We start from the raw sequence: 18945 nt of genomic DNA, 5'->3' as shown, positions 1-18945 counted from the left end.
ACTGACAACGCAAGGGGTGTTAGCTCAGTTGGTTAGAGCGCTGGCCTGTCACGCCAGAGGTCGCGGGTTCGAGTCCCGTACATCCCGCCAGTTTAACACCAGGTCAGAGGTTATTTTGCCTCTGATTTTTTTTATTTTCTAGGGTCAAAAATACCAAAATGGGGCTGAAAATGGGGCTAATAGCGATTCCTGGATAAAGTAAGATAGCGTTTCCTCGAAACAATGGTCTCACTAGGTGATACACTGTTTTCACTAACTTCTATATAGAGCATACTCAATACAGAGAGGATGACGTCATGAACCTCAGTTCGCATAAGTCTTTAGGGTTTATTTTGAAATCATTTCTAGCGATCTTGTTTGGTTTGCTTCTTGCGGCCTGTTTTTTTCAGTTTTCCTCTCAATCAGCATTTGCTGATGAAGTAACTGTTGATGGGGTTACTTATGATTATTACCATCCGAGCGTTAGTGATAATGCTGTTAGTATTACTGAGATTACAAGCGAAACAAAGACGTCAGCTTCTCTCAACGGAACCCTTAATGGTTTTCCAATTAAGTCGATAAGTTGCGGAAGTGATATGGGTACAATCACTTCATTATCCTTAACAAATTGCGATAAAGCTGATTCGTTTATGTGCACTAGTTCAAAATTGGTTTCTTTGGATTTATCTGGGTGCTCAAAGCTTAAGAGAGTTTCTACGAGTAGTCAGAGATTAACCAGCGTGAATCTAGCGGGTTGTAAAACCTTGGAGAGTTTCTTCTACAGCGGTGGAGTTCTTTCTTCGATTAACCTTCAAGAGTGTTCTAGCCTTCAGGATTTATATGTATACGACAATAAGTTGACAGAGTTAGACCTGTCCGATTGCAGCCTTCTATCATCTCTAAACTGTAATAAGAATCAGCTCAAGTCGCTTCAGATTTCTAATTGCACTGAACTAATGGACATAAACTGTTCTGACAATAAGCTCACGTCCTTGGATGTGTCGAACTGTCCAGAACTCAAGACATTGTATTGCGATAACAATCTTCTTACTTCACTTGACGTATCGAAGTGCCCTAGATTGACACTCTTAACTTGCGCGCACAATCAGATTAGAAATACGTCTTCTATAGCTGCTTGGGCTGCTCAGAATGGTCATACAGCTATTTATACACCTCAAGATGTTTCAGTAACCGGATCTCAGACAGCAGTCGTATCATCGGGATGGAAACACAACTCGCATGGCTGGTGGTATGTTTTGGGTGATGGTTCTTATGCCAAAGGCTTAACTACGATTGGCAACACTGCCTACTATTTCGACAACAATGGTTGGATGAAGACTGGCTGGCAGAAACTGAATAACAATTGGTACTACTTCGGTGCCAAGAATGATGGTGCTATGAAGATTGGCTGGAAGAAGATCTCTGGCACGTGGTATTACATGAATTCCGATGGTGTCATGCAGACTGGTAAGCAGGCCATTGACAAGAAGACCTACTTCTTGGCCAGCTCTGGTGCAATGCAAACTGGTTGGGTAAAAGACGCCAACAAGTGGTACTACTGCAAGTCCTCCGGGGAAGCTGCTACTGGCTGGCAGAAGATCAAGGGTGCATGGTACTTCATGGCTGACGATGGCGTAATGCAGACTGGTTGGCTTGAAGACGGAAAGACTAAATACTATCTTGCCTCCTCAGGTGCTATGGCAAAGGAATGGAAGAAGATCGAAGGTGCTTGGTATTACTTCCAGGGTTCTGGTGCCATGAAGACTGGCTGGACTAAGCTCAGTGGTACTTGGTATTACATGGACAGGGATGGCAAGATGCTCACTGGCAAGCAAGCCATTGGTAAAGCAACCTATCTCCTTGCTTCCTCTGGCGCAATGAAGACTGGCTGGGTCAAGGATGCAGGGAAGTGGTACTACTGCGCTTCTTCTGGAGCTATGAGAACCAATGCATGGATCTCAGGTAAGTATTGGGTTGGCTCTGATGGTGTCATGGCTACAAATGAATGGGTAGATAGTGATCGATACTTTGTAGGCGCTAATGGTGCTTGGGATCCTAAAGCTAAGAAATAAGGGCTATTTTGATCTAGGGCTATATAGTTTAAAAACGAGAGAGCGGCTTATGCTGCTCTCTCGTTTTGTGCTGTGGACACTTTTATGAAGCTAAAATGCTCTTTCAAGAAGCTCTTTGGCCATTCTTTTTGTTTCAGAGGGCGAGAGGCTGATAGTATTTCTTTTTAAGTTTTTGTCATTCATTCTGAGGACATGTTCAAGCCAGCTTTTATGAAAGTTTTCACTGCGGTTGTAGTTATTAATACGCATCTTTGTAGTTGAAATCCGATTCCAGTTCATATGGGTTTTATCGAGATGGTCATAGTAGGCATAAGAAACAAACCATGTCGCCCCCATATTATTAAGAATATCTCCGCCATCAAATGAAAAACTGTGAGACGCCATAGTTTTTACTCCTTCGTCAGTTTATTATGCTTCGGTAATGCCTACTCTACCAGGGAGCATGTAATAAGTGAATCATGGCTAAAAGTTAGATGCATGTTGCAATAGGGAGCAGTGAAAGTAGGGGGCTAAAACCCAAGTCATTGATCTTCTCGAAACACACAAGGCTCTTGATAAAGCTGTTGAAGAAGCATACGGAGTAGATTTTGACGGTGATGAAGAGAAGATTGTTTCTCATCTTTTCAAGCTCTATGCGGAAGCTACCAAGGAATAGTTTTGGAAGATTCAGAGCATAAAGAACAGATGAGAGAGCTACGTGAATTATGCACAGAGCTTCTATAAGCTTATTTATAAACGGTGGAGCGGTGACCTATTTGGAAAACTTCCACAATGAGGACATCGTCTTTGATGAGGCAGAGAATTCGGTAGTTGCCGACACGGTAGCGCCATTCTCCAACGCGGTTCGCGCTGAGGGCTTTTCCGAATACGCGCGGATCGACGCATCCGTCTAGCTTTTCACCGATCCATGAGGTAATAAGCGATGCGTCGAACTTATCCATCTTTTTGAGTTGCTTGAGTGCTTTTGAGGTGTATTCAACTCGATAGGACATTAAAGACCAAGCTCCTTAAGTACTTCTGCTTGAGAATAACGCTTACCGTCATCCTCTTTTATTGCTGCACGAAGCGCCGCCAGATCACGCTCATCTTCAATCTGATTGAAGACTGCATCGCGAATGAAGTCCGAGATTGTTTTTCCTTCGAACTTCGCAAACTTGCGGATGAGCTTTGCGTCTGCATCGTCAACGCGCATCGTCATAGTTGCCATAGTAAGCTCCTTTCGGTGAATACATTGTATTCTATCACATTTGGACTTTTCTTTCATCTGTGGGCGAGGTGTATTGGTGTAACCTAGAGGGACTGTGATTGTTCGGTAGGGAAGAGCTCGCTTGTTCAAGATGCTGGGGCGATATTTGAAGCCGTTTGGGTGGCTGGTGCTGGGGGCGTGCGCGTTCACGTTCTTGCAGGTCTTCGCTGAATTGCAGCTGCCAGACATCATGGCGCGCATCGTCGATACCGGTATCTACAACAAAGACTTGAACTACGTGCTCGTTCGTGGCGCGGAAATGCTTGCGTGGGCTATTGGTTCGGTCATTTGCGTGGTATTCGCGGCGCTCTGTGCATCGCGTGCAGCCATGGGCTTCGGGCGCGATGTGCGCGCGGGCATCTTCTCGCAGGTCCAGCGTTATTCGCTCGCGGAATTCGAGCAGTTCGGCGCTTCAACGCTCATCACGCGCAATACCAACGACGTGCAGCAGGTCGAGCGCTTCCTGCAGATGCTCATGACCATGGCGGTCATGACCCCCGTCATGTTCATCGGCGCGGTGGTCATGGCGTTCGTCACCAATGCGGAGATGGCCTTGCTCGTGTTCGTGGCCATCCCGATCATCATCATCGTAGTAGCGATATTCCTGAAGATCGGCATGCCGCTTCTTCGTTCGCTGCAGTCCCGCATCGATGCGGTCAATCGTGTGATGCGCGAAGAGCTTCAAGGCGTGCGCGTCATCCGCGCCTACAACAAGGAAGATTTCGAACGCAAGCGCTTTGGCAAGGTGAATCGCGATCTGGCAGATACCTACATCAAGGTAGGGCGCCTGATGGGCGCGGTCATGCCGTTGCTGTTCCTTATCATGGATGCCGCTATCGTAGCGCTCTATTATTTTGGCGCCGCACAGGTGGATGCGGGTACGCTTTCTGCGGGCGAGATCATGGCGCTGGTGCAATACATCACGCTCATCTTGATGTCGCTCATGATGACCTCGATGATCTTCGCGCTCCTGCCGCGCACGCTTGCGGCGACCGAGCGCATCAATGCGGTACTGGCCACGACTTCGACCATCACCGACGAGGGCAGTGTTCAACTGAAAGAGGAGGAGCGCGGCCGCGGGGTTCCTATCCTGCAGATGGACCAGGTGAGCTTTCGCTACCCTGAATCGAAGAAGGACGTGCTTCACGATCTTACGTTCGAGCTGAGACCTAACACCACCACGGCTTTCATCGGGCCTACGGGTTCAGGCAAATCGAGCCTGATCAACTTGATCATGCGCCTTTACGATGTGACCGCGGGCAAGATCTTCTTCGATGGTACTGCTATCAAGGATATCCCGCTCAAGGTTTTGCGTCAGCATATCTCCTACACGCCGCAGAAGTCGTTCTTGTTCACGGGTACGGTGGCGGAGAATCTGCGCTTCAGTAATCCCGATGCGACCGATGATGAACTGTGGCAGGTGCTCTCGTTAGCTAAGGCAACGGAATTCATCACGCCTGATGCAGGCGGGCTTAACTTCGAGATTGCCCAGGGTGGTACGAACCTTTCAGGAGGTCAGCGCCAGCGCGTGGCTATTGCACGCGGTTTGTTGCGCCCGGCTGATCTGTATATCTTCGACGATTCGTTTTCCGCACTCGACTTCAAGACCGACGCCCAGGTACGCCGTGGCATCGAAGGCTACTTGAATGACCAGAGCGTGCTGATGGTCACGCAGCGTGTGAGCGTTGCGCTTGGTGCAGATCAGGTCATCTTGCTCAACGAAACGGGGAGCATAGAGGCGTGCGGCACTCACGATGAGCTGTTCATGTCATGTCCGACCTATCGTGAATTGGCGCTATCTCAGCTTTCCGAAGAGGAGCTTACGGGCAGCGACCCAGCCGCGAACCCCGCTACCTCCAAGGTGGACAGTGAAGCGCCTTCGTCGTTCGCATCGGGCAGCTCTGCGGAAAAGGAGAGCTCAACCCCCGATCCGTCCACGCCCGCTTCCGGCGAAGGGGGTGAATAGCATGCCACCTCATGGACCACGAGGACCGCACGGCGGCCCAAAGGAGAAACCGAAGAACGCATCGAAGACGCTGCGCCGTCTGGTCGCGCGATTGAAGCCATCAATCCCGTTGCTCGTGGTGGTGGTCATCTTCACCATCACAGGAACATTGTGCAACACGGTCTCTCCGCTGGTGTTAGGTCAGGCTACTACCGAGGTGTATCAAGCTTTCGAGCGCGTGATGGCGCATACGGGCGGATTGGACTTCATCGCATTCAATCGTATCCTGCTCACGCTGCTCTTGCTTTACGTCGCTTATTCGATCTGCCAATTCATCTGCCAATTCATCATGGCGAAGGTCACCCAGGAAGTGATCTATGGCCTGCGTAGCGATATGCGTGATAAGCTCGATCGCGTGCCGCTTTCGTATTACGACAAGCGCGCCAAGGGAGAGATCCTCTCACGTGTGACCAACGACGTCGACCTTATTTCCTCGACGCTGCAGGAGACGCTCGTGCAGATCATCTCTGCAGTGGTCACGCTGGTCTCTGTGGTCATCTTCATGTTCTCCATCTCGTGGATCTTGGCGTTGGTGGCGTTCGCCACGCTACCGCTCTCTCTGCTGTGCACCGTGGGCATTGCCTCGCGTTCGCAGAAGTACTTCAAGCGCCAGCAGAAGGCACTGGGCAATCTGAATGCGCATATCGAAGAGATGTACAGCGGGTATACCGAAGTGAAATCCTTCACGCGCGAAAACCATGCGATCGAGGAATTCAACGAACGCAATACCGCCTATTTCGATCAGGCTTGGAAGGCGCAATTCTTGGCGGGTGTCATCCGTCCTGTGATGGGATTCATCGGTAACCTGGGCTATGTGCTCGTGTGCATCATCGGCGCGGCCCTGTATGTAACAGGTGGCATCGCCACGGTGGGCGAGATCCAGGCGTTCGTGCAGTACATGCGCCAGTTCACCATGCCCATCACGCAGATCGCATCCATCGCCAACACCATCCAGGCAACCCTTGCGGCGGCCGAGCGCGTGTTCGAATTGCTCGATGCCGAAGAGATGACCGAGCCCGATCCTGACCAGATCACAGCTATCGCGAAACCGTGCGAAGGCAAGGTCGCCTTCGAGCATGTTGGTTTTGGTTATGATCCCGAAAAGCCCGTTATCAAGGACTTCTCGCTTGATGTTGCACCAGGCCAGATGGTTGCCATCGTAGGTCCTACGGGTGCGGGCAAGACAACATTGGTGAATCTGCTGATGCGCTTCTACGACATCGACCGTGGCACCATCTCCATCGATGGGGTGAACACGGCCCACGATACCCGTGCTGACGTGCGCAGCAATTTTGGCATGGTGCTCCAAGACGCATGGCTCTTCTCAGGCACCATCCGCGAGAACATCGCCTATGGTGCGAATTTGGATTCAGGCTTCATCATCGATGCCGAAACAGGCAAGCCCAAGGAGAAGTACATCCGCATGGCAGCCGAATTGGCGCAGGCCGACCACTTCATCGAGCGTCTGCCTGACGGTTATGACACCCAGGTGAAAGAGGACGGATCGAATCTTTCCCAAGGTCAGCGCCAGCTGCTCACCATCGCGCGCGCTCTGCTCTCCAATCCCTCGATCATCGTGCTGGACGAGGCCACATCATCCATCGACACGCATACCGAATCGTTGGTGCAAAAGGCCATGCGCGAGTCGCTCGAAGGTCGCACGAGCTTCGTTATCGCACACCGATTGAGCACCATCAGGCAAGCAGATATAATTCTTGTTATTCGTGACGGAGACATTGTTGAGAAGGGCACTCATGAGGAGTTGCTCGCACTCGATGGATTCTATGCTGAATTGCACAGATCTCAGTTCGCGGATTGCATCGACGAACCTGAAGATTAGACCGATCAGAGCGATCGACCAAGGAAGTTACTGCGCTGTTCATGGATCAAGAACGCGAACATATCGAAGAGGCGTCTGAACGTTCGAGCGCGCCTACGCCCGTGCCCGTGTCTACGCCTGCGGCAGACGAGCCGCGCGAACTTGCAGTCTTCGACTTCGATGGTACGTGCATCGAAGGCAATTCGCCGGTGATGCTGGTGAAGTATCTGCTGCGCAAAGGGCAGGTTCGTCCTAGCGTGCTCGCGCGCATCTTAGCGTGGGGGCTTGCGTATAAGATGCACTTGCCGCAAAACGAAGCATGGGTGCGTAGCTTGGTGTTCGCCTCTTATGAAGGCACGGATCAGGCCGAAGCCGACGAAGAGATGTATCGCTTCTATGACGAACATGTGGCCAAACGCATTCGTCCAATGGCGCTCAAGACCATGCAGGAACATCTTGAGGCAGGGCGCGAGGTGTGGTTGGTCTCGGCTACGTTCGATCCGATCGCTGTGCGTGCGAACAAAGATCTGCCATTCAGCTTTCACTGCGCAACGAAGATGCGGGTGGATGAGAACGGGAAGTATACCTGCGAAGTAGAGGGAAATCCGGTCGAAGGTGCCGAGAAGCTGCGCTTGGTCGAAGAACACGCGAACGCTATCTATGGTCCTGGTAACTGGAGGATCGCCTATGCTTATGGCGACCATTATTCCGACCGTCCCTTGCTAGCGGCTGCCGAACATCCTTGTGCAGTCTCTCCTGGCCCAACGCTCGAGCGCTATGCCGAAAAAGAAGGCTGGGATATCCAATACTGGAAGTAGCGCAGGAGGCGGTGGGGAAGACCGAGGCAGAAGGTAAAGCTTTTCGGTATGGGTTTGCTCCGACCTGCAATGAGAAACTTCGTCAGAGTTGTGGGGTTTCTTTCAGTAATCAGTGAGAAAATTGAATAACTGTTACCTATTTAGTAGCATTGTTGTCCTATCGAGTAAACTTGGCGCATCAGCGCCTACCCAAAACCGTTCGAGCGCGCGTGCGCTCTTTAGGAAAGTGAATCACGATGAACGAAGATACGAACTTCGGCAACCTTCCATCTCATGACAACAGCTTCAACGATTCGAGCGACTATCTGAAGCGAGCCGCTTATGCGGTCGAATCGGGCGACCAGCTTTTGGGCATCCATCTTTATCTGGCTGCTTTCGAACAGTCCATGTTGGAAAACATCGTTCCGAGCGATGAGACCATCGGTGGCATGCGCAAAGCTTGGGATCTGGCCGTGTCTGCGCGCCAGCATTCGCTCGCTGAATATATCTTCGAGAAGCTCAAGCCCTATGTAAGCCCTGATGAATTGGCTCACAAGGCTGACGAACTGCAAGATATCGCACTCGATCGCCTGGAGGAGTTCGGCTTCTCGCGCGAGGCTATCGAAGATATGGCCGAGCTCATCAATGAAGACCTCATGGGTCTTTCACCCGATCTGCTCTATCGCTTCGAAAAGGAAGGCGTGCCCTCTCCGTTTTCCATGTTCGATTTCGGCTCTGCGCCCGCTGACCAAGATTTCGACCCGTTGCTCGGACCAGCTGCAGAAGCCGAACCAGAAGAAGGCCCTCGTTCGCCCGAAGAAGAAGCAGCTCAAAACGCTGCAGCGAAAGAAGCGGGTTCGGAAAACAAGGATGGGGAAGAAGACCCTATCGAGCTTTCTGCATTTCCTCTGCCCAGTTTGAAGGGTGCGAAGATCGCCCATATAGATCTGAGCGGTCGCAAGAAGCAGCGTAAGAAGAAAAAGCCTGAACCCACCTTCGACTATTCAACGATCCGCGGCTTCTCGCGTGCGATCGAGAAGATGGGTCATCTGGGCGTGGGTAGGATGCGCGATCCTGAATTCAAGGAATTCGTGAAGATGCTCAACTTCCGTCATGGTGTTTCGCGCATGCCTCAACTTGGTACGCTGGTGTTCTCGAGCCAAGCGCGCGAGGATGCGAATTACTTCATGGTCGCAACGGTAGGCGAGATGGGCATCCCTGCTGTTCGCATGCGCATGGATCACAACATGCAAGGTCAGTCGGTGCTGTGCGTGATGGCTTCATCCGATCAGCTCATCACCCCTAATGGACAGAACCGCTTAGGCCAAGACGGACCTGCTGCGCTCATCTTGGAAGACTTGGATCTGTGGGATCTGCCCTGGATGGATATGGGTGGAGCAGACTTACCTGATTTCTTGCAGATGCAGCTTTCACGCGGTGCGCGTGAGGCTTTGTCATTCATCCAATCCGCGCTCGAGAACCCTGAGGTAACCGTGCTCATCTCTGCATCCAACCTGGAGGCGCTCGATGCTCTGTTCGGCCCGATGCTCGGTCTTTATCGGGTGGTCGAACTTGAATATCCCAACGATGAAGAACGTCGCCAGATCTGGCGTGCAGCTCAGAGTGAGCATCCATCCATGCGCGGCTTGGATGTTATGAAGCTGGTGCCATTCTCGAAAGGTCTTTCGCGTTTCGAGCTCTATACGGTCATCACTGAATCGGTCGAAGAAGCGTATCGCCGCAGCGTGGCGAAGGATTGCTTCTGCGCAGTACGCAGCGATGATGTGTATATGCGCCTCTCCACCTTCCATGAGCTCGATTCCAAAGAATACAAGGACATCGAATCCGAGATCATGCAGCGCTTCCAGCGCTCGATGGATCACATTGATGATCTGCTGAAGGAAGACTGATGGATATCACCCGCCGCTGCGATTATGCTTGTAGGATCTTGCGCTCGGCTTACGAGTGCGGGGATTCCTATATCTCCATCGCGGATGTGGCAGAGCGCGAAGGCGTGCCCTATTCCTTTGCGCGCAGCATCCAGCATGACCTGGTGAAAGCGGGGTATCTGAAGACCATCCGTGGCGTGCGTGGTGGCCTTACGCTCGATTGTGACCCTGAAAAGGTCACGCTCCAAGAAGTGATCGAGGCGCTGCAGGGGCCCATTGGCATGTCGCCTTGCTCGGTGGACTGCAGTTATTGCGACCGCTCTTCTGGGTGTGAATTCAATGCTGTTTGGATCGCAGCTGATGTGCTGGTGGCGCAGCTATTCTCTTCCATCACGTTGGCAGACCTGTTCGAGATGGGGGCCGACCATCCGGAAGTGAGCCGCATCCTTGCATCAAGGAATTAGCAGGCCTCAGCAGCCTCGAAGCATCTTATGGCCAAGTCTCACGAAAGAACGTTCACCGACGCGCAGCTCGATGGATTCATCGAGAAGGTGTGGCGTGAAGGCGGCCAGCGTTATCGCGACCTGCCGTGGCGCAATATCGAAGATCCCTATGCGGTGCTCGTTTCGGAGATCATGCTCCAGCAGACGCAAGTCTCGCGCGTGGAAAAGCACTGGAATCGATTCCTTGAAGTATTCCCAACGCTCAAGGTGCTTGCTGCGGCCGATGTTTCGCTCGTGCTCGAGAATTGGCAAGGGCTCGGGTACAACCGTCGTGCTCTTGCGCTGAAACGCACTGCCGAACAGTGCGTTGCGGAATATGGGGGAGCGCTTCCTTCGAGCGAGCAGGAACTGCTCGCACTGCCAGGGATCGGCAAAGCAACTGCGGGCGGTGTGATGGCATTCGCCTTTCAAAAGCCTGCGCTCTATCTTGAAACGAACGTGCGCACGGTGTTCCTGCATGAATTGTTCCCAGGCGAAGAAGGCGTGAGCGACAAGACCTTCGAACCGCTCGTATGGAAGACTTGCAGCAAAGACGATCCACGTGGCTGGTATTACGCCTTGCTCGACTACGGCGCCTACCTGAAATCCATCACCGTGAACCCTTCGCGTCGCTCGAAGCACTACACGAAGCAATCCGCCTTCGAAGGCTCCAACCGTCAAAAGCGCGCCGAAATCGTTCGCATCGTCCTAGCGAACCCTGGCATCAAGCTGCAGGAAGCCAAAAACGCCCTAGACGATTTCGAGAAGCAAAAGGGTAGGCCACCGGTTGAAGATAAGCAGTTCATGGACCTAGTAAAATCCCTCACCACCGAAGGCTTCTTCACCCACGACGAATCTACCAACACCCTCAGGTCGTAACCAAGGTGCACGTGTTGCAGATGTCAGGTAAGGGTGCAGAACTTACTCTGAACACCATCTAAAAAAGAACCCAGCCTAGGCTGGGTTCTGAATAATACTGAAGAGCGACCGCATGAGTGTAGACAAATTGGGGGCGTAGCCCTTTTTGTCTACACGAACAGGGTAGCGGGTAAGTTATACACCTTACCTTACAGCCGCAGCACCCAATGACCTCGCAGTTAGATCGTGGGGTAGGAGCCCAGCACTCTCACATCGCGCAGCTTCAGTCGCAGGCAGTTGAGCGCTGTCTGCACATCAACGTCGCTCGTAGAACCTTCGAAATCGATGAAGAACATGTAGTCTCCCAGCGCTTGCTTGGTGGGACGAGACTGGATCTTGGTCAAGTTCACGCCCGCATAAGCGAATTCCGAAAGAATCATCAACAGCGATCCTGAGCGGTCCTGTTGCAGTGACAAGATAACAGACGTGCGCTTGGGCAGTTCGGGGAACACTTCAGGCATGCCTGGACGTGCGATCAGCGCAAAAGAAGTCTGGTTTCCGAAATGGTCTTCGATGCTACGCTCATAGACGCGTGCTCCATAGAGCTTCGCGGCGAATTCGTTCGCGATGGCTGCGCACGTCTTATCTTCCATGATCTTGCGCACACCATCGGCCGTGGATGACGCGGTCTTGGTAGTGCGGCCAGGGAAATGCTCTGTGATGTAGCGGCGGCATTGGCCAAGGCCTTGTGGATGAGAAACGATGGTGGTGATGTCGGCCACTTCAGCTTCGGGATGCATCACTAGGCTGTGGTGGATGTCCAGCACGTGCTCGGCCAAGATGTCCACATTGGTGTGGGTCGCGAAATTATCGAGGCACGCGGTCACCGGTCCCTCGAGCGAATTCTCGGTCGCTACGACACCATAATCGCAGCGCCCACGCTCCACGGTGTCGAATATCTCCGTGAAAGAAACGCACTCGACAAGTTCGGCATCTTCTAGCCCTAACTTCTCCATGAACTGATGGGTCGCCTCATCGCTATAGGTTCCAGTGGGGCCCAAGAAGGCGATCTTCGGAGTGGTTTCCATGCGTGCTTCTTTCCTTAGAAGGTCGATTCATCGTGTGAGGGTATTGTAGCTGAATTGTCACCTAAACTACCTGCGTACGCCGTTCACCCTGCGAAACCGCGCAAAAACTCTGAAGAGCTTGTGAAGAATAGGGGAATTTTATGGATTGTGTTATTCCGCATTGCCGCGGTAACACTTTCAGACCACTTGCGGGAATAAACCGCGTTTTTCAAGCGCAAGCTGCATTTCTATTCGCGAAATGCTTGAAAATACCGACTAGAAGTTTATTGGAAGAAGACACCCTAAAGGAGGTGTGCACATGGTAACAGAGGCTACCTCACCAGAGTTTCTGGCTAAGCTTGAAGCGCGTGGCGTTTCTCGTCGTAGCTTCATGAAACTTTGTGGCTCTCTCGCGGTTGCAGCAGGTCTTTCTGAACTCGCTGCTCCTCGTGTTGCAGCGGCAATCGAGAACTCAGTCATCGGCGCTGAATCAGGCAAGCTCTTTCCAGTGATCTGGATCGAAGGCGCATCCTGCACCGGTTGTACCGAGTCCTTTGCTCAGGGCGACGCCCCAGACCCCGCCTACATCGTTTTGGAGATGATCTCGCTGAACTATTGCGAGACCCTTTCTGCAGCTGCAGGCTGGTCCATGGAAGAAGCCAAAGAGCAGACGATTGAAGCAGGTAACTACATCCTCATTTACGAAGGCGCAGTATTGGAGGGATGGGACGGCCAAGCGCTTCGCGTTGCGAACGAGCCTGGTACCGACATCTTGGCACATGCAGCGAAGAACGCTAACGCTGTTGTTGCCCTCGGATCTTGTGCAGTGAATGGCGGCTGGATGGCAGCTCATCCGAACTCTGCTAACGCTCTTGGCGTTCAGGGCTTCCTGAAGAAGCAGGGCATCGACACTCCTGTCATCAACATCCCTGGTTGCCCCGCTAACCCTGAGTGGGTCACGTCGGTCCTGGTAGACGTTCTGCTGGTCGGTCAGCTCCCCGAGCTCACCTCCGAGAACAAGCCGAAGGTCACCTTCAATCAGACCGTTCATGACAACTGCCAGCGTCGTGGTCACTTCGAGAATGGCGAATTCGTCTACGCATTCGGCACTCCTGAAGAGGCTGCTGGCTACTGCTTGTATCCCATGGGTTGCCGTGGTCCTATGGTCAAGGCTAACTGCGGAATCGTGCGCTGGAACCGTCGTCGTTCCTGGTGCGTCGAGTCCGGCGGTCCTTGCATCGGCTGCTGCGTTGCTAACCCTGACAACCCAGGCGAGAACTGGGTCGAGACCAACACCCCATTCCGTGCGCGCTTCCGCGATCTTCGTATCGGCGGCGCTATGGTGCAGCCTGAGGCTATTGCTTGGACCGTTACCGGTATCCTCGCAGCAGCGCTCGTGGTTCATGGCTTCGGCATGAAGAAGGCTGGCCGTACGGACGGCGGTGCTCCATTCGAGAAAGAACGCGAGTGGGATATGAAGCATCCAAATGAATCCATTGGTATCTACACCCTCGATGACAACTCGAAGGGAGGCAACTAATCATGGCTCGTTCTATCATCGATCCCGTTACTCGTATCGAAGGCCATCTCCGTGTGGAAATGGAAGTCGATGGCGGCGTCGTAACTGATGCTTGGGTTTCTGGTGGTTGTTTCCGCGGCATGGAGCTCGTAGTTCAGGATCGTACTCCTGAAGACGCTGCACATATCGTTCAGCGCATCTGCGGCGTTTGCCCGGTCTCTCATACTCACGCTTCTTCTATCGCAGCTGAAGCAGCCTATGGCATCGTCATTCCGAACCAGGCTCGTATCATTCGTAACCTGGTCGAAGGCGGTCAGTTCCTCCACAGCCACATCCTGTGGCTCTACACCCTGGCGGCACTGGACTATGTCAATCCGCTGAACGCTCTGAATGCGAACGTCGGCAAAGCTTATGACCTGATGGAGGCTGCAGGTACTTCCTGCAACACCGACCTGAAGAGTCTCATGAGCACCCTTACCAAGTTCGCTAACAACGGTCAGCTCTCCATCTTCAGTGGTGGCTGGTTCCTGGATGGCTTGGCTCCTGAAGCATTCAAGCTCGATCCTGAAGCAGACCTCATCTGCACCGCTCACTATCTCGAGGCTCTTAACATGCAGGCTAAGGCTTCCGAGATCTGCGGTCTGATCGGTGGCAAGATGCCGCACATCATGACGCTCGTTCCTGGTGGCACGGCATTCGTTCCGACCGAGGAGAAGCTCGACGAGCTCTATGCGCTCGTTCGTGAACTCCGCGACTGGATCGACTCCACCATGCTTCCTGACACCAAGATCATCGCAGCTGCTTATCCTGAAGCTCTCGGCTTCGGTCGTGGTTGCGGTCGTTACGTTGCTTGGGGCGTCTTCCAGCGCCCGAACTTTGAGATGGCAGACCGCTACATGCCTTCTGGTGTTGTTTACACCAATGGCGAGCTTCGCCTCGAAGATGTCGATGAAGCAGCGATCAAGGAATACGTCGGCCACTCTTGGTATGTTGGCGACTCTGACTTGAACCCGCGTGAAGGTGTTACCGATCCGCTGTACACGGAATACTATGTCGCTGGCACCGAGCACGAGGAAAATGGCCATATGGTCGGTACGGTCAACGATCGTTACACCTGGTCTAAGGGCCCCAGCTACAATGGCGAATGCATGGAAGCTGGTCCGTTCGCTCGCGTTCTCGCAGCTTATCTGCGCGGTGGCGAGAAGAACCAGTATGTTGTGAACTCGCTCGACAAGCTCATGGCTGACCTGGGTCTTACCCTGCCTCAGCTCCAGTCCACGCTCGGTCGTGTGGCTGCTCGTCAGGTTGAATGCTCCTACATCGCTCACCTTATGGTCGATTGGGTCGACGAACTCATCGCTGCCCTCAAGGAAGGCGACAGCGAGTACTTCCGTGCTCCTGAGCATCTCACCGGTTCTGGTACGGGCTTCTGGGAGGCACCTCGTGGCGCTCTCTACCACACCGAGCATGTCGACAACGGTCGCATCACCGGCTACCAGATCATCATTCCTACTACTTGGAATATCGCTCCTCGTAACGCAGAGGGCGTTCGCGGTCCTATGGAGCAGGCGCTCATCGGAACCCCTGTTACCAATGTTGATGCTCCTATCAACGCACTGCGTACCGTCCACAGCTTCGACCCATGTACTGCTTGCGCTGTTCATGTGTCTGAACCTGCAACGGGTAAGCACTTCGAAACCGTTACAAGCCCTTGGGGGGTGAGGTAAATGGCACACCTCGCACACTATAAGCAGGCGCATCCATTGCCTATGAAGGTTACCCACTGGGTCAACCTCTGTTGCATGGCGCTGTTGATCTTCACCGGTTTTCTGATCCACTTCCCGTTCTGGGCAGCGCTTACCGGTGTCGCTCGTGGCGTGCATGTCTTCTGCGGTATCATCCTGGTGCTCAACTGCATCGTTCGTATCGTCTTGTCGTTCCTGCTCACGTCTTCCCCTACGGGTGGTACGCGCAACATGGTTCGCGACTTCAAGACCTACCTGCCGCAGGCTGACAACAAGCATCAGCTCATTCCGTGGATCAAGTACTACTTGTTCATCAAGAAGGATCATCCGCTCTCAGCAAAGCTGGGCGTGCCCCAAAAGCTCTCCTATCTCTTTGTCTGTCTGCTGATCTTCATCATGGGCTACACTGGATTCTGCCTGTGGGTCCCGACCGCTTCTTGGACCTTCTTCGCAGCAGGTACTTCGCTGGTCGGCGGTATGATGTCCATGCGCATCATCCACTACTTCCTCATGTTCGTCTTCATCTGCTTCTCGATGATCCATATCTATCTGGTATTCATCGAAGGCACTGCGAATGCTGCGAACATGCTCGCTGGCAAGGAGCATGGCGGCCTGGTCTATGACCCAGAGCGTCACTGCATCATCGGTGAGGATCACAGCGTTGATGCTCACTAATCGCACTGCTTAGCGAAACCAGCCAAATGGCTAACACCACTGGCTATGAAGGGACCCCGCATGGGTCCCTTCTTTTTTGGGGACGGGTTCAATTCTGTCCCGGACAAAATGGGGACAGGTTCAGCTTGACCTAGGCGGTTGTTCGGTCTGGTCCGTCTGATCTATTTCATGGGTCGAATCGATGCCGTTCGGGTGGTGTGGGACGGACGGACTGGTCGCGGTGCTTGTATGATGGAAAGGAACGAAAACATAGAGAGGGTTGGCATGAAGAAGGAAGAAAAGAAGGAGAAGTCCTATCGTGAAGAGCTGATGAAGGGGCTCCTTCCTATCAATTTGGGCGCGCTATTCATGCCGCCTATCTGGGGTCCTGCCAACGGTATCTGGATCACCATCCTGTATTACCCGCTGTGGCTCTTTGCTGACAATCTCTTCTATGAGGCGCTCATGAACCCTACGACGCTCAGCGTTGTGTTCGCGATTGTTGTTGCGGTGTTGCTGGCGGTGGTGACCATCGTGTTCGCTCGTGTTTCTCAAGGATATGCATGCGAGCGTGCCATCAATATGGGAAAGACCAAGGAATGGTATATCAAGCGCCAGCGTGTGTGGGCTGTTGCAATGGGCATCCTTGCTGTGGTGATGATCGCGGCAGCTACCTATTACAATCTGGTGATTCGCCCTGGAATGCCCGTAGCTTAGTGGGTAAGGAGCATCGATGAAGATCGCAGTGTTTTGCGTAGGAAACCGTTTGATGCTCGACGATGGCATCGGACCAGCGGTCTATGACGAGCTTATCGAGCATTACCAGATTCCTGAGAACGTGGACCTGCATGATATGGGCTGCATGACCATGAGCCTTATCGGGAAGGTGAACGAATACGATTTCATCATCGCGGTAGATGCGGTCGATGGTACGGATGCTGAGCCAGGAACGGTGTTTCGCTATAAGCCCTATGACATCGCACGTCATGGGAGTGCGATGGCATCGCTGCACGAATTGAAGCTGGCCGATCTGTTCGATGCGGCTGCGCTCTTGGGGTATGAGTGCGATGGCATCTGCTATGGCATGCAGATCGAGAACATGTCGCCTGCTGAGTTGACCGAAGGATTAACACCTAAGGTATATGATCGCCTGCCATTCTTGGTCGAATCGGTCGTAGCTGAGCTTGATCGCCAAGGCGCGACTCTTATTCGTAAATAGTCTTTCTGGCACCTGGCTCTTCTTGCTGTTGTTGGGATCTTTTCGGTCTATTCGGAATCTTCGTGTTTGGCGCGGGCTTCGGCGGCTAGCTCTTTTACTGGTTTACCAGGGGCTTCCAAGGTGGCCGCAGTGAGCGTCTTGTGGCCTTCGAGCGGAACGATCTTCTCGAAGTTGGGGAAGAGCTTGTTGAACAGCCCGATGATGATGCCAACGAACAAAGCAGAGATGATGGTACCTTCACGTACGCCGTAAAGGCCACTCATCACTACGAGCGAGATAACGGCGCCGATGATGGTCTGCGATGTGTCGAAGGCGACCTTCAGTTTGGGGAAGGGGATCTTGCTCGCGTTGGCAATGGCGAGCACCACACCTTCACCAGGGAGCGTCAAGATAGAGGCTTTCACTTGCAAGAAGATGCCAAAGGCGGTCATGAAGCACCCGAGCGCCATATAGAAGAATTCGAAGCCGTAATTCGGCATAGGAATGGTATCGCAAAAGGGCACGAAGAAGTCGATCATCGCCGAGAATACGAAGACGAATGCTACTTGCAACCATTGGATGGGCTGGAAGTTTCGGCGCAGGATGGCAACTTGGATGAGCACGAGCAGCACATTGAAAAGGAAGGTCCATACGCCGATGCTCCATACAGTAGCGAAGCTGAGCACCGCAGGGATGCATGAGATGGGCGAGGTGCCAAGACCTGAAGCGCGCGTGAGTGCAACGGATGCTGCAACGAAAGCAAGGCCGATGAACATGACGACCAGGCGGAGGATCATATTGGGAACAGGTTTATTGGAGAACACGTGCCAACGTGCTGCAAGTCTCATGTGCGCTCTTTTCTCGGATGTGCTCGCTAGATTCTTGTGCTCATTCAATTGTACGTTGCAAGATGGCAGGTGCAGCTAGGACGTGGGGTCTTTTACGTAAATGGGGCTTGAAGGGCAGATGTCATTGAGGAAGCAGTCGGCGCACTTGGGACGGCGCGCGATGCAGGTCTCGCGCCCGAAGAGCACCCACTGATGGTTGATAGGCCCCCAGTATTCGCGCGGGTAGAGCTTGAGCAGGTCTTGCTCAGTTTTTAGCGGTGTGTCGGCGTTCGAGAACTTCAGGCGATGCGCAATACGGAATACGTGCGTGTCCACCGCGATGCCCTCAACGATGCCGAAGCCTTCGTTCAGTACGATATTCGCGGTCTTGCGCCCTACGCCAGGCAACTTTTGTAGGCTTGCCATGTCGCGTGGAACCTCGCCGCCAAAATCACTCATGATCATTTGCGCGCACGCCACGCAGTTCTTCGCCTTGTTTCGATAGAAGCCGAGCGAATGGATGATCTCGGCCACATCTTCAACACTGGCCTGTGCCATGGATTCGGGCGTGCCGAAGCGTGCGAACAATTCAGGGGTGACCTTGTTCACGTTCACGTCGGTGGTCTGTGCTGAAAGCGCCACCGCAATGGTGAGCGTGAAAGGCGTAGTATAGTCGAGCGCGCATTCGGGTTCAGGGTAGTGCAGGCTCATGCGTCGCGCTACCTCGATCGCTCGCTTTTCTTTTTCGGCCTTCTTCTCACGTGCCATGTGCGCTCCTTGCATGTTCG

Annotated in this window: 19 protein-coding genes and 1 tRNA gene; 14 read left to right on the top strand and 6 right to left on the bottom strand. The window is 53.0% G+C overall.

Annotated elements, in window-relative coordinates; genetic code table 11:
* The first annotated feature begins 13 nt into the window (after positions 1-13).
* Positions 14-90, top strand: a tRNA-Asp gene (locus NFR25_RS04825).
* 1145 nt (positions 91-1235) lie between these two features.
* Complete coding sequence (locus NFR25_RS04820) at positions 1236-2051, top strand: N-acetylmuramoyl-L-alanine amidase family protein (RefSeq protein ID WP_251198118.1); 816 nt, start codon at positions 1236-1238, stop codon at positions 2049-2051.
* Positions 2052-2141: 90 nt separating this feature from the next.
* Here the strand turns inward: NFR25_RS04820 and NFR25_RS04815 are convergent, their stop codons facing one another.
* Positions 2142-2435, bottom strand: coding sequence for a hypothetical protein (locus NFR25_RS04815; protein ID WP_251198117.1), 294 nt, complete (start codon positions 2433-2435; stop codon positions 2142-2144).
* A gap of 139 nt (positions 2436-2574) precedes the next feature.
* Between NFR25_RS04815 and NFR25_RS07435 the strand changes: the two genes are divergently transcribed.
* Positions 2575-2706 carry a type IIL restriction-modification enzyme MmeI gene (locus tag NFR25_RS07435; RefSeq protein WP_338024382.1) on the top strand — a complete coding sequence of 44 codons (132 nt, stop codon included), beginning with the start codon at positions 2575-2577 and terminating at the stop codon, positions 2704-2706.
* A 70-nt stretch (positions 2707-2776) separates the two neighbouring features.
* Here the strand turns inward: NFR25_RS07435 and NFR25_RS04810 are convergent, their stop codons facing one another.
* Positions 2777-3043 carry a type II toxin-antitoxin system RelE family toxin gene (locus NFR25_RS04810; protein WP_251198116.1) on the bottom strand — a complete coding sequence of 89 codons (267 nt, stop codon included), beginning with the start codon at positions 3041-3043 and terminating at the stop codon, positions 2777-2779.
* Positions 3043-3258 (bottom strand): type II toxin-antitoxin system RelB family antitoxin, encoded by a 216-nt coding sequence (gene relB, locus NFR25_RS04805; RefSeq protein WP_251198115.1) that lies wholly within the window; start codon positions 3256-3258, stop codon positions 3043-3045. The genes NFR25_RS04810 and relB overlap by 1 nt, the downstream gene beginning before the upstream one ends.
* Before the next feature lie 130 nt (positions 3259-3388).
* Here relB and NFR25_RS04800 point away from each other — a divergent pair, with 130 nt between their 5' ends.
* From NFR25_RS04800 to NFR25_RS04775, 6 genes are all read left to right on the top strand, one after another.
* Positions 3389-5263, top strand: a complete 1875-nt coding sequence (locus NFR25_RS04800; RefSeq protein ID WP_251198175.1) for an ABC transporter ATP-binding protein — start codon at positions 3389-3391, stop codon at positions 5261-5263.
* 1 nt (position 5264) lies between these two features.
* Complete coding sequence (locus NFR25_RS04795) at positions 5265-7142, top strand: ABC transporter ATP-binding protein (protein WP_251198114.1); 1878 nt, start codon at positions 5265-5267, stop codon at positions 7140-7142.
* Between the two features lie 41 nt (positions 7143-7183).
* The gene (locus NFR25_RS04790) at positions 7184-7939 is read left to right on the top strand and encodes an HAD family hydrolase (protein ID WP_251198113.1); all 756 of its coding nucleotides are present in this window, start codon (positions 7184-7186) and stop codon (positions 7937-7939) included.
* Positions 7940-8175: 236 nt separating this feature from the next.
* The gene (locus tag NFR25_RS04785; RefSeq protein WP_251198112.1) at positions 8176-9828 is read left to right on the top strand and encodes a hypothetical protein; all 1653 of its coding nucleotides are present in this window, start codon (positions 8176-8178) and stop codon (positions 9826-9828) included.
* Positions 9828-10271 carry an RrF2 family transcriptional regulator gene (locus NFR25_RS04780; RefSeq protein ID WP_251198111.1) on the top strand — a complete coding sequence of 148 codons (444 nt, stop codon included), beginning with the start codon at positions 9828-9830 and terminating at the stop codon, positions 10269-10271. The genes NFR25_RS04785 and NFR25_RS04780 overlap by 1 nt, the downstream gene beginning before the upstream one ends.
* A gap of 27 nt (positions 10272-10298) precedes the next feature.
* Positions 10299-11168 (top strand): HhH-GPD family protein, encoded by an 870-nt coding sequence (locus NFR25_RS04775; RefSeq protein WP_251198110.1) that lies wholly within the window; start codon positions 10299-10301, stop codon positions 11166-11168.
* A 218-nt stretch (positions 11169-11386) separates the two neighbouring features.
* Here NFR25_RS04775 and pheA read toward each other — a convergent pair whose 3' ends face one another.
* Positions 11387-12235 (bottom strand): prephenate dehydratase, encoded by an 849-nt coding sequence (gene pheA, locus NFR25_RS04770; RefSeq protein WP_251198109.1) that lies wholly within the window; start codon positions 12233-12235, stop codon positions 11387-11389.
* Positions 12236-12533: 298 nt separating this feature from the next.
* Between pheA and NFR25_RS04765 the strand changes: the two genes are divergently transcribed.
* The 5 genes from NFR25_RS04765 (at position 12534) to NFR25_RS04745 (ending at position 17351) form a co-directional block, all read left to right on the top strand.
* Positions 12534-13754, top strand: a complete 1221-nt coding sequence (locus tag NFR25_RS04765) for a hydrogenase small subunit (protein WP_251198108.1) — start codon at positions 12534-12536, stop codon at positions 13752-13754.
* A gap of 2 nt (positions 13755-13756) precedes the next feature.
* A complete protein-coding gene (locus NFR25_RS04760) occupies positions 13757-15460 on the top strand; it encodes a nickel-dependent hydrogenase large subunit (protein WP_251198107.1) in 1704 nt (567 codons plus the stop codon).
* Positions 15461-16153, top strand: a complete 693-nt coding sequence (locus NFR25_RS04755) for a cytochrome b/b6 domain-containing protein (RefSeq protein WP_251198106.1) — start codon at positions 15461-15463, stop codon at positions 16151-16153. It begins immediately after the preceding gene.
* 264 nt (positions 16154-16417) lie between these two features.
* Positions 16418-16849: a viscotoxin-A3 gene (locus NFR25_RS04750; protein WP_251198105.1), complete on the top strand. Its 432-nt coding sequence runs from the start codon at positions 16418-16420 to the stop codon at positions 16847-16849.
* Between the two features lie 16 nt (positions 16850-16865).
* Positions 16866-17351: a hydrogenase maturation protease gene (locus tag NFR25_RS04745; protein WP_251198104.1), complete on the top strand. Its 486-nt coding sequence runs from the start codon at positions 16866-16868 to the stop codon at positions 17349-17351.
* Between the two features lie 47 nt (positions 17352-17398).
* Here the strand turns inward: NFR25_RS04745 and NFR25_RS04740 are convergent, their stop codons facing one another.
* On the bottom strand, positions 17399-18178 hold the full coding sequence (locus NFR25_RS04740; protein ID WP_251198103.1) for a YczE/YyaS/YitT family protein: 780 nt from the start codon (positions 18176-18178) through the stop codon (positions 17399-17401).
* A gap of 75 nt (positions 18179-18253) precedes the next feature.
* Positions 18254-18925: an endonuclease III gene (gene nth / locus NFR25_RS04735; protein ID WP_251198102.1), complete on the bottom strand. Its 672-nt coding sequence runs from the start codon at positions 18923-18925 to the stop codon at positions 18254-18256.
* Positions 18926-18945 lie beyond the last annotated feature (20 nt).

The sequence above is a fragment of the Anaerotardibacter muris genome (assembly GCF_943192915.1).
Classification (GTDB): domain Bacteria; phylum Actinomycetota; class Coriobacteriia; order Coriobacteriales; family Eggerthellaceae; genus Anaerotardibacter; species Anaerotardibacter muris.
The sequence above is the reverse complement of the archived record's forward strand: the minus strand, read 5'-3'. Positions and strand labels throughout refer to the sequence as shown.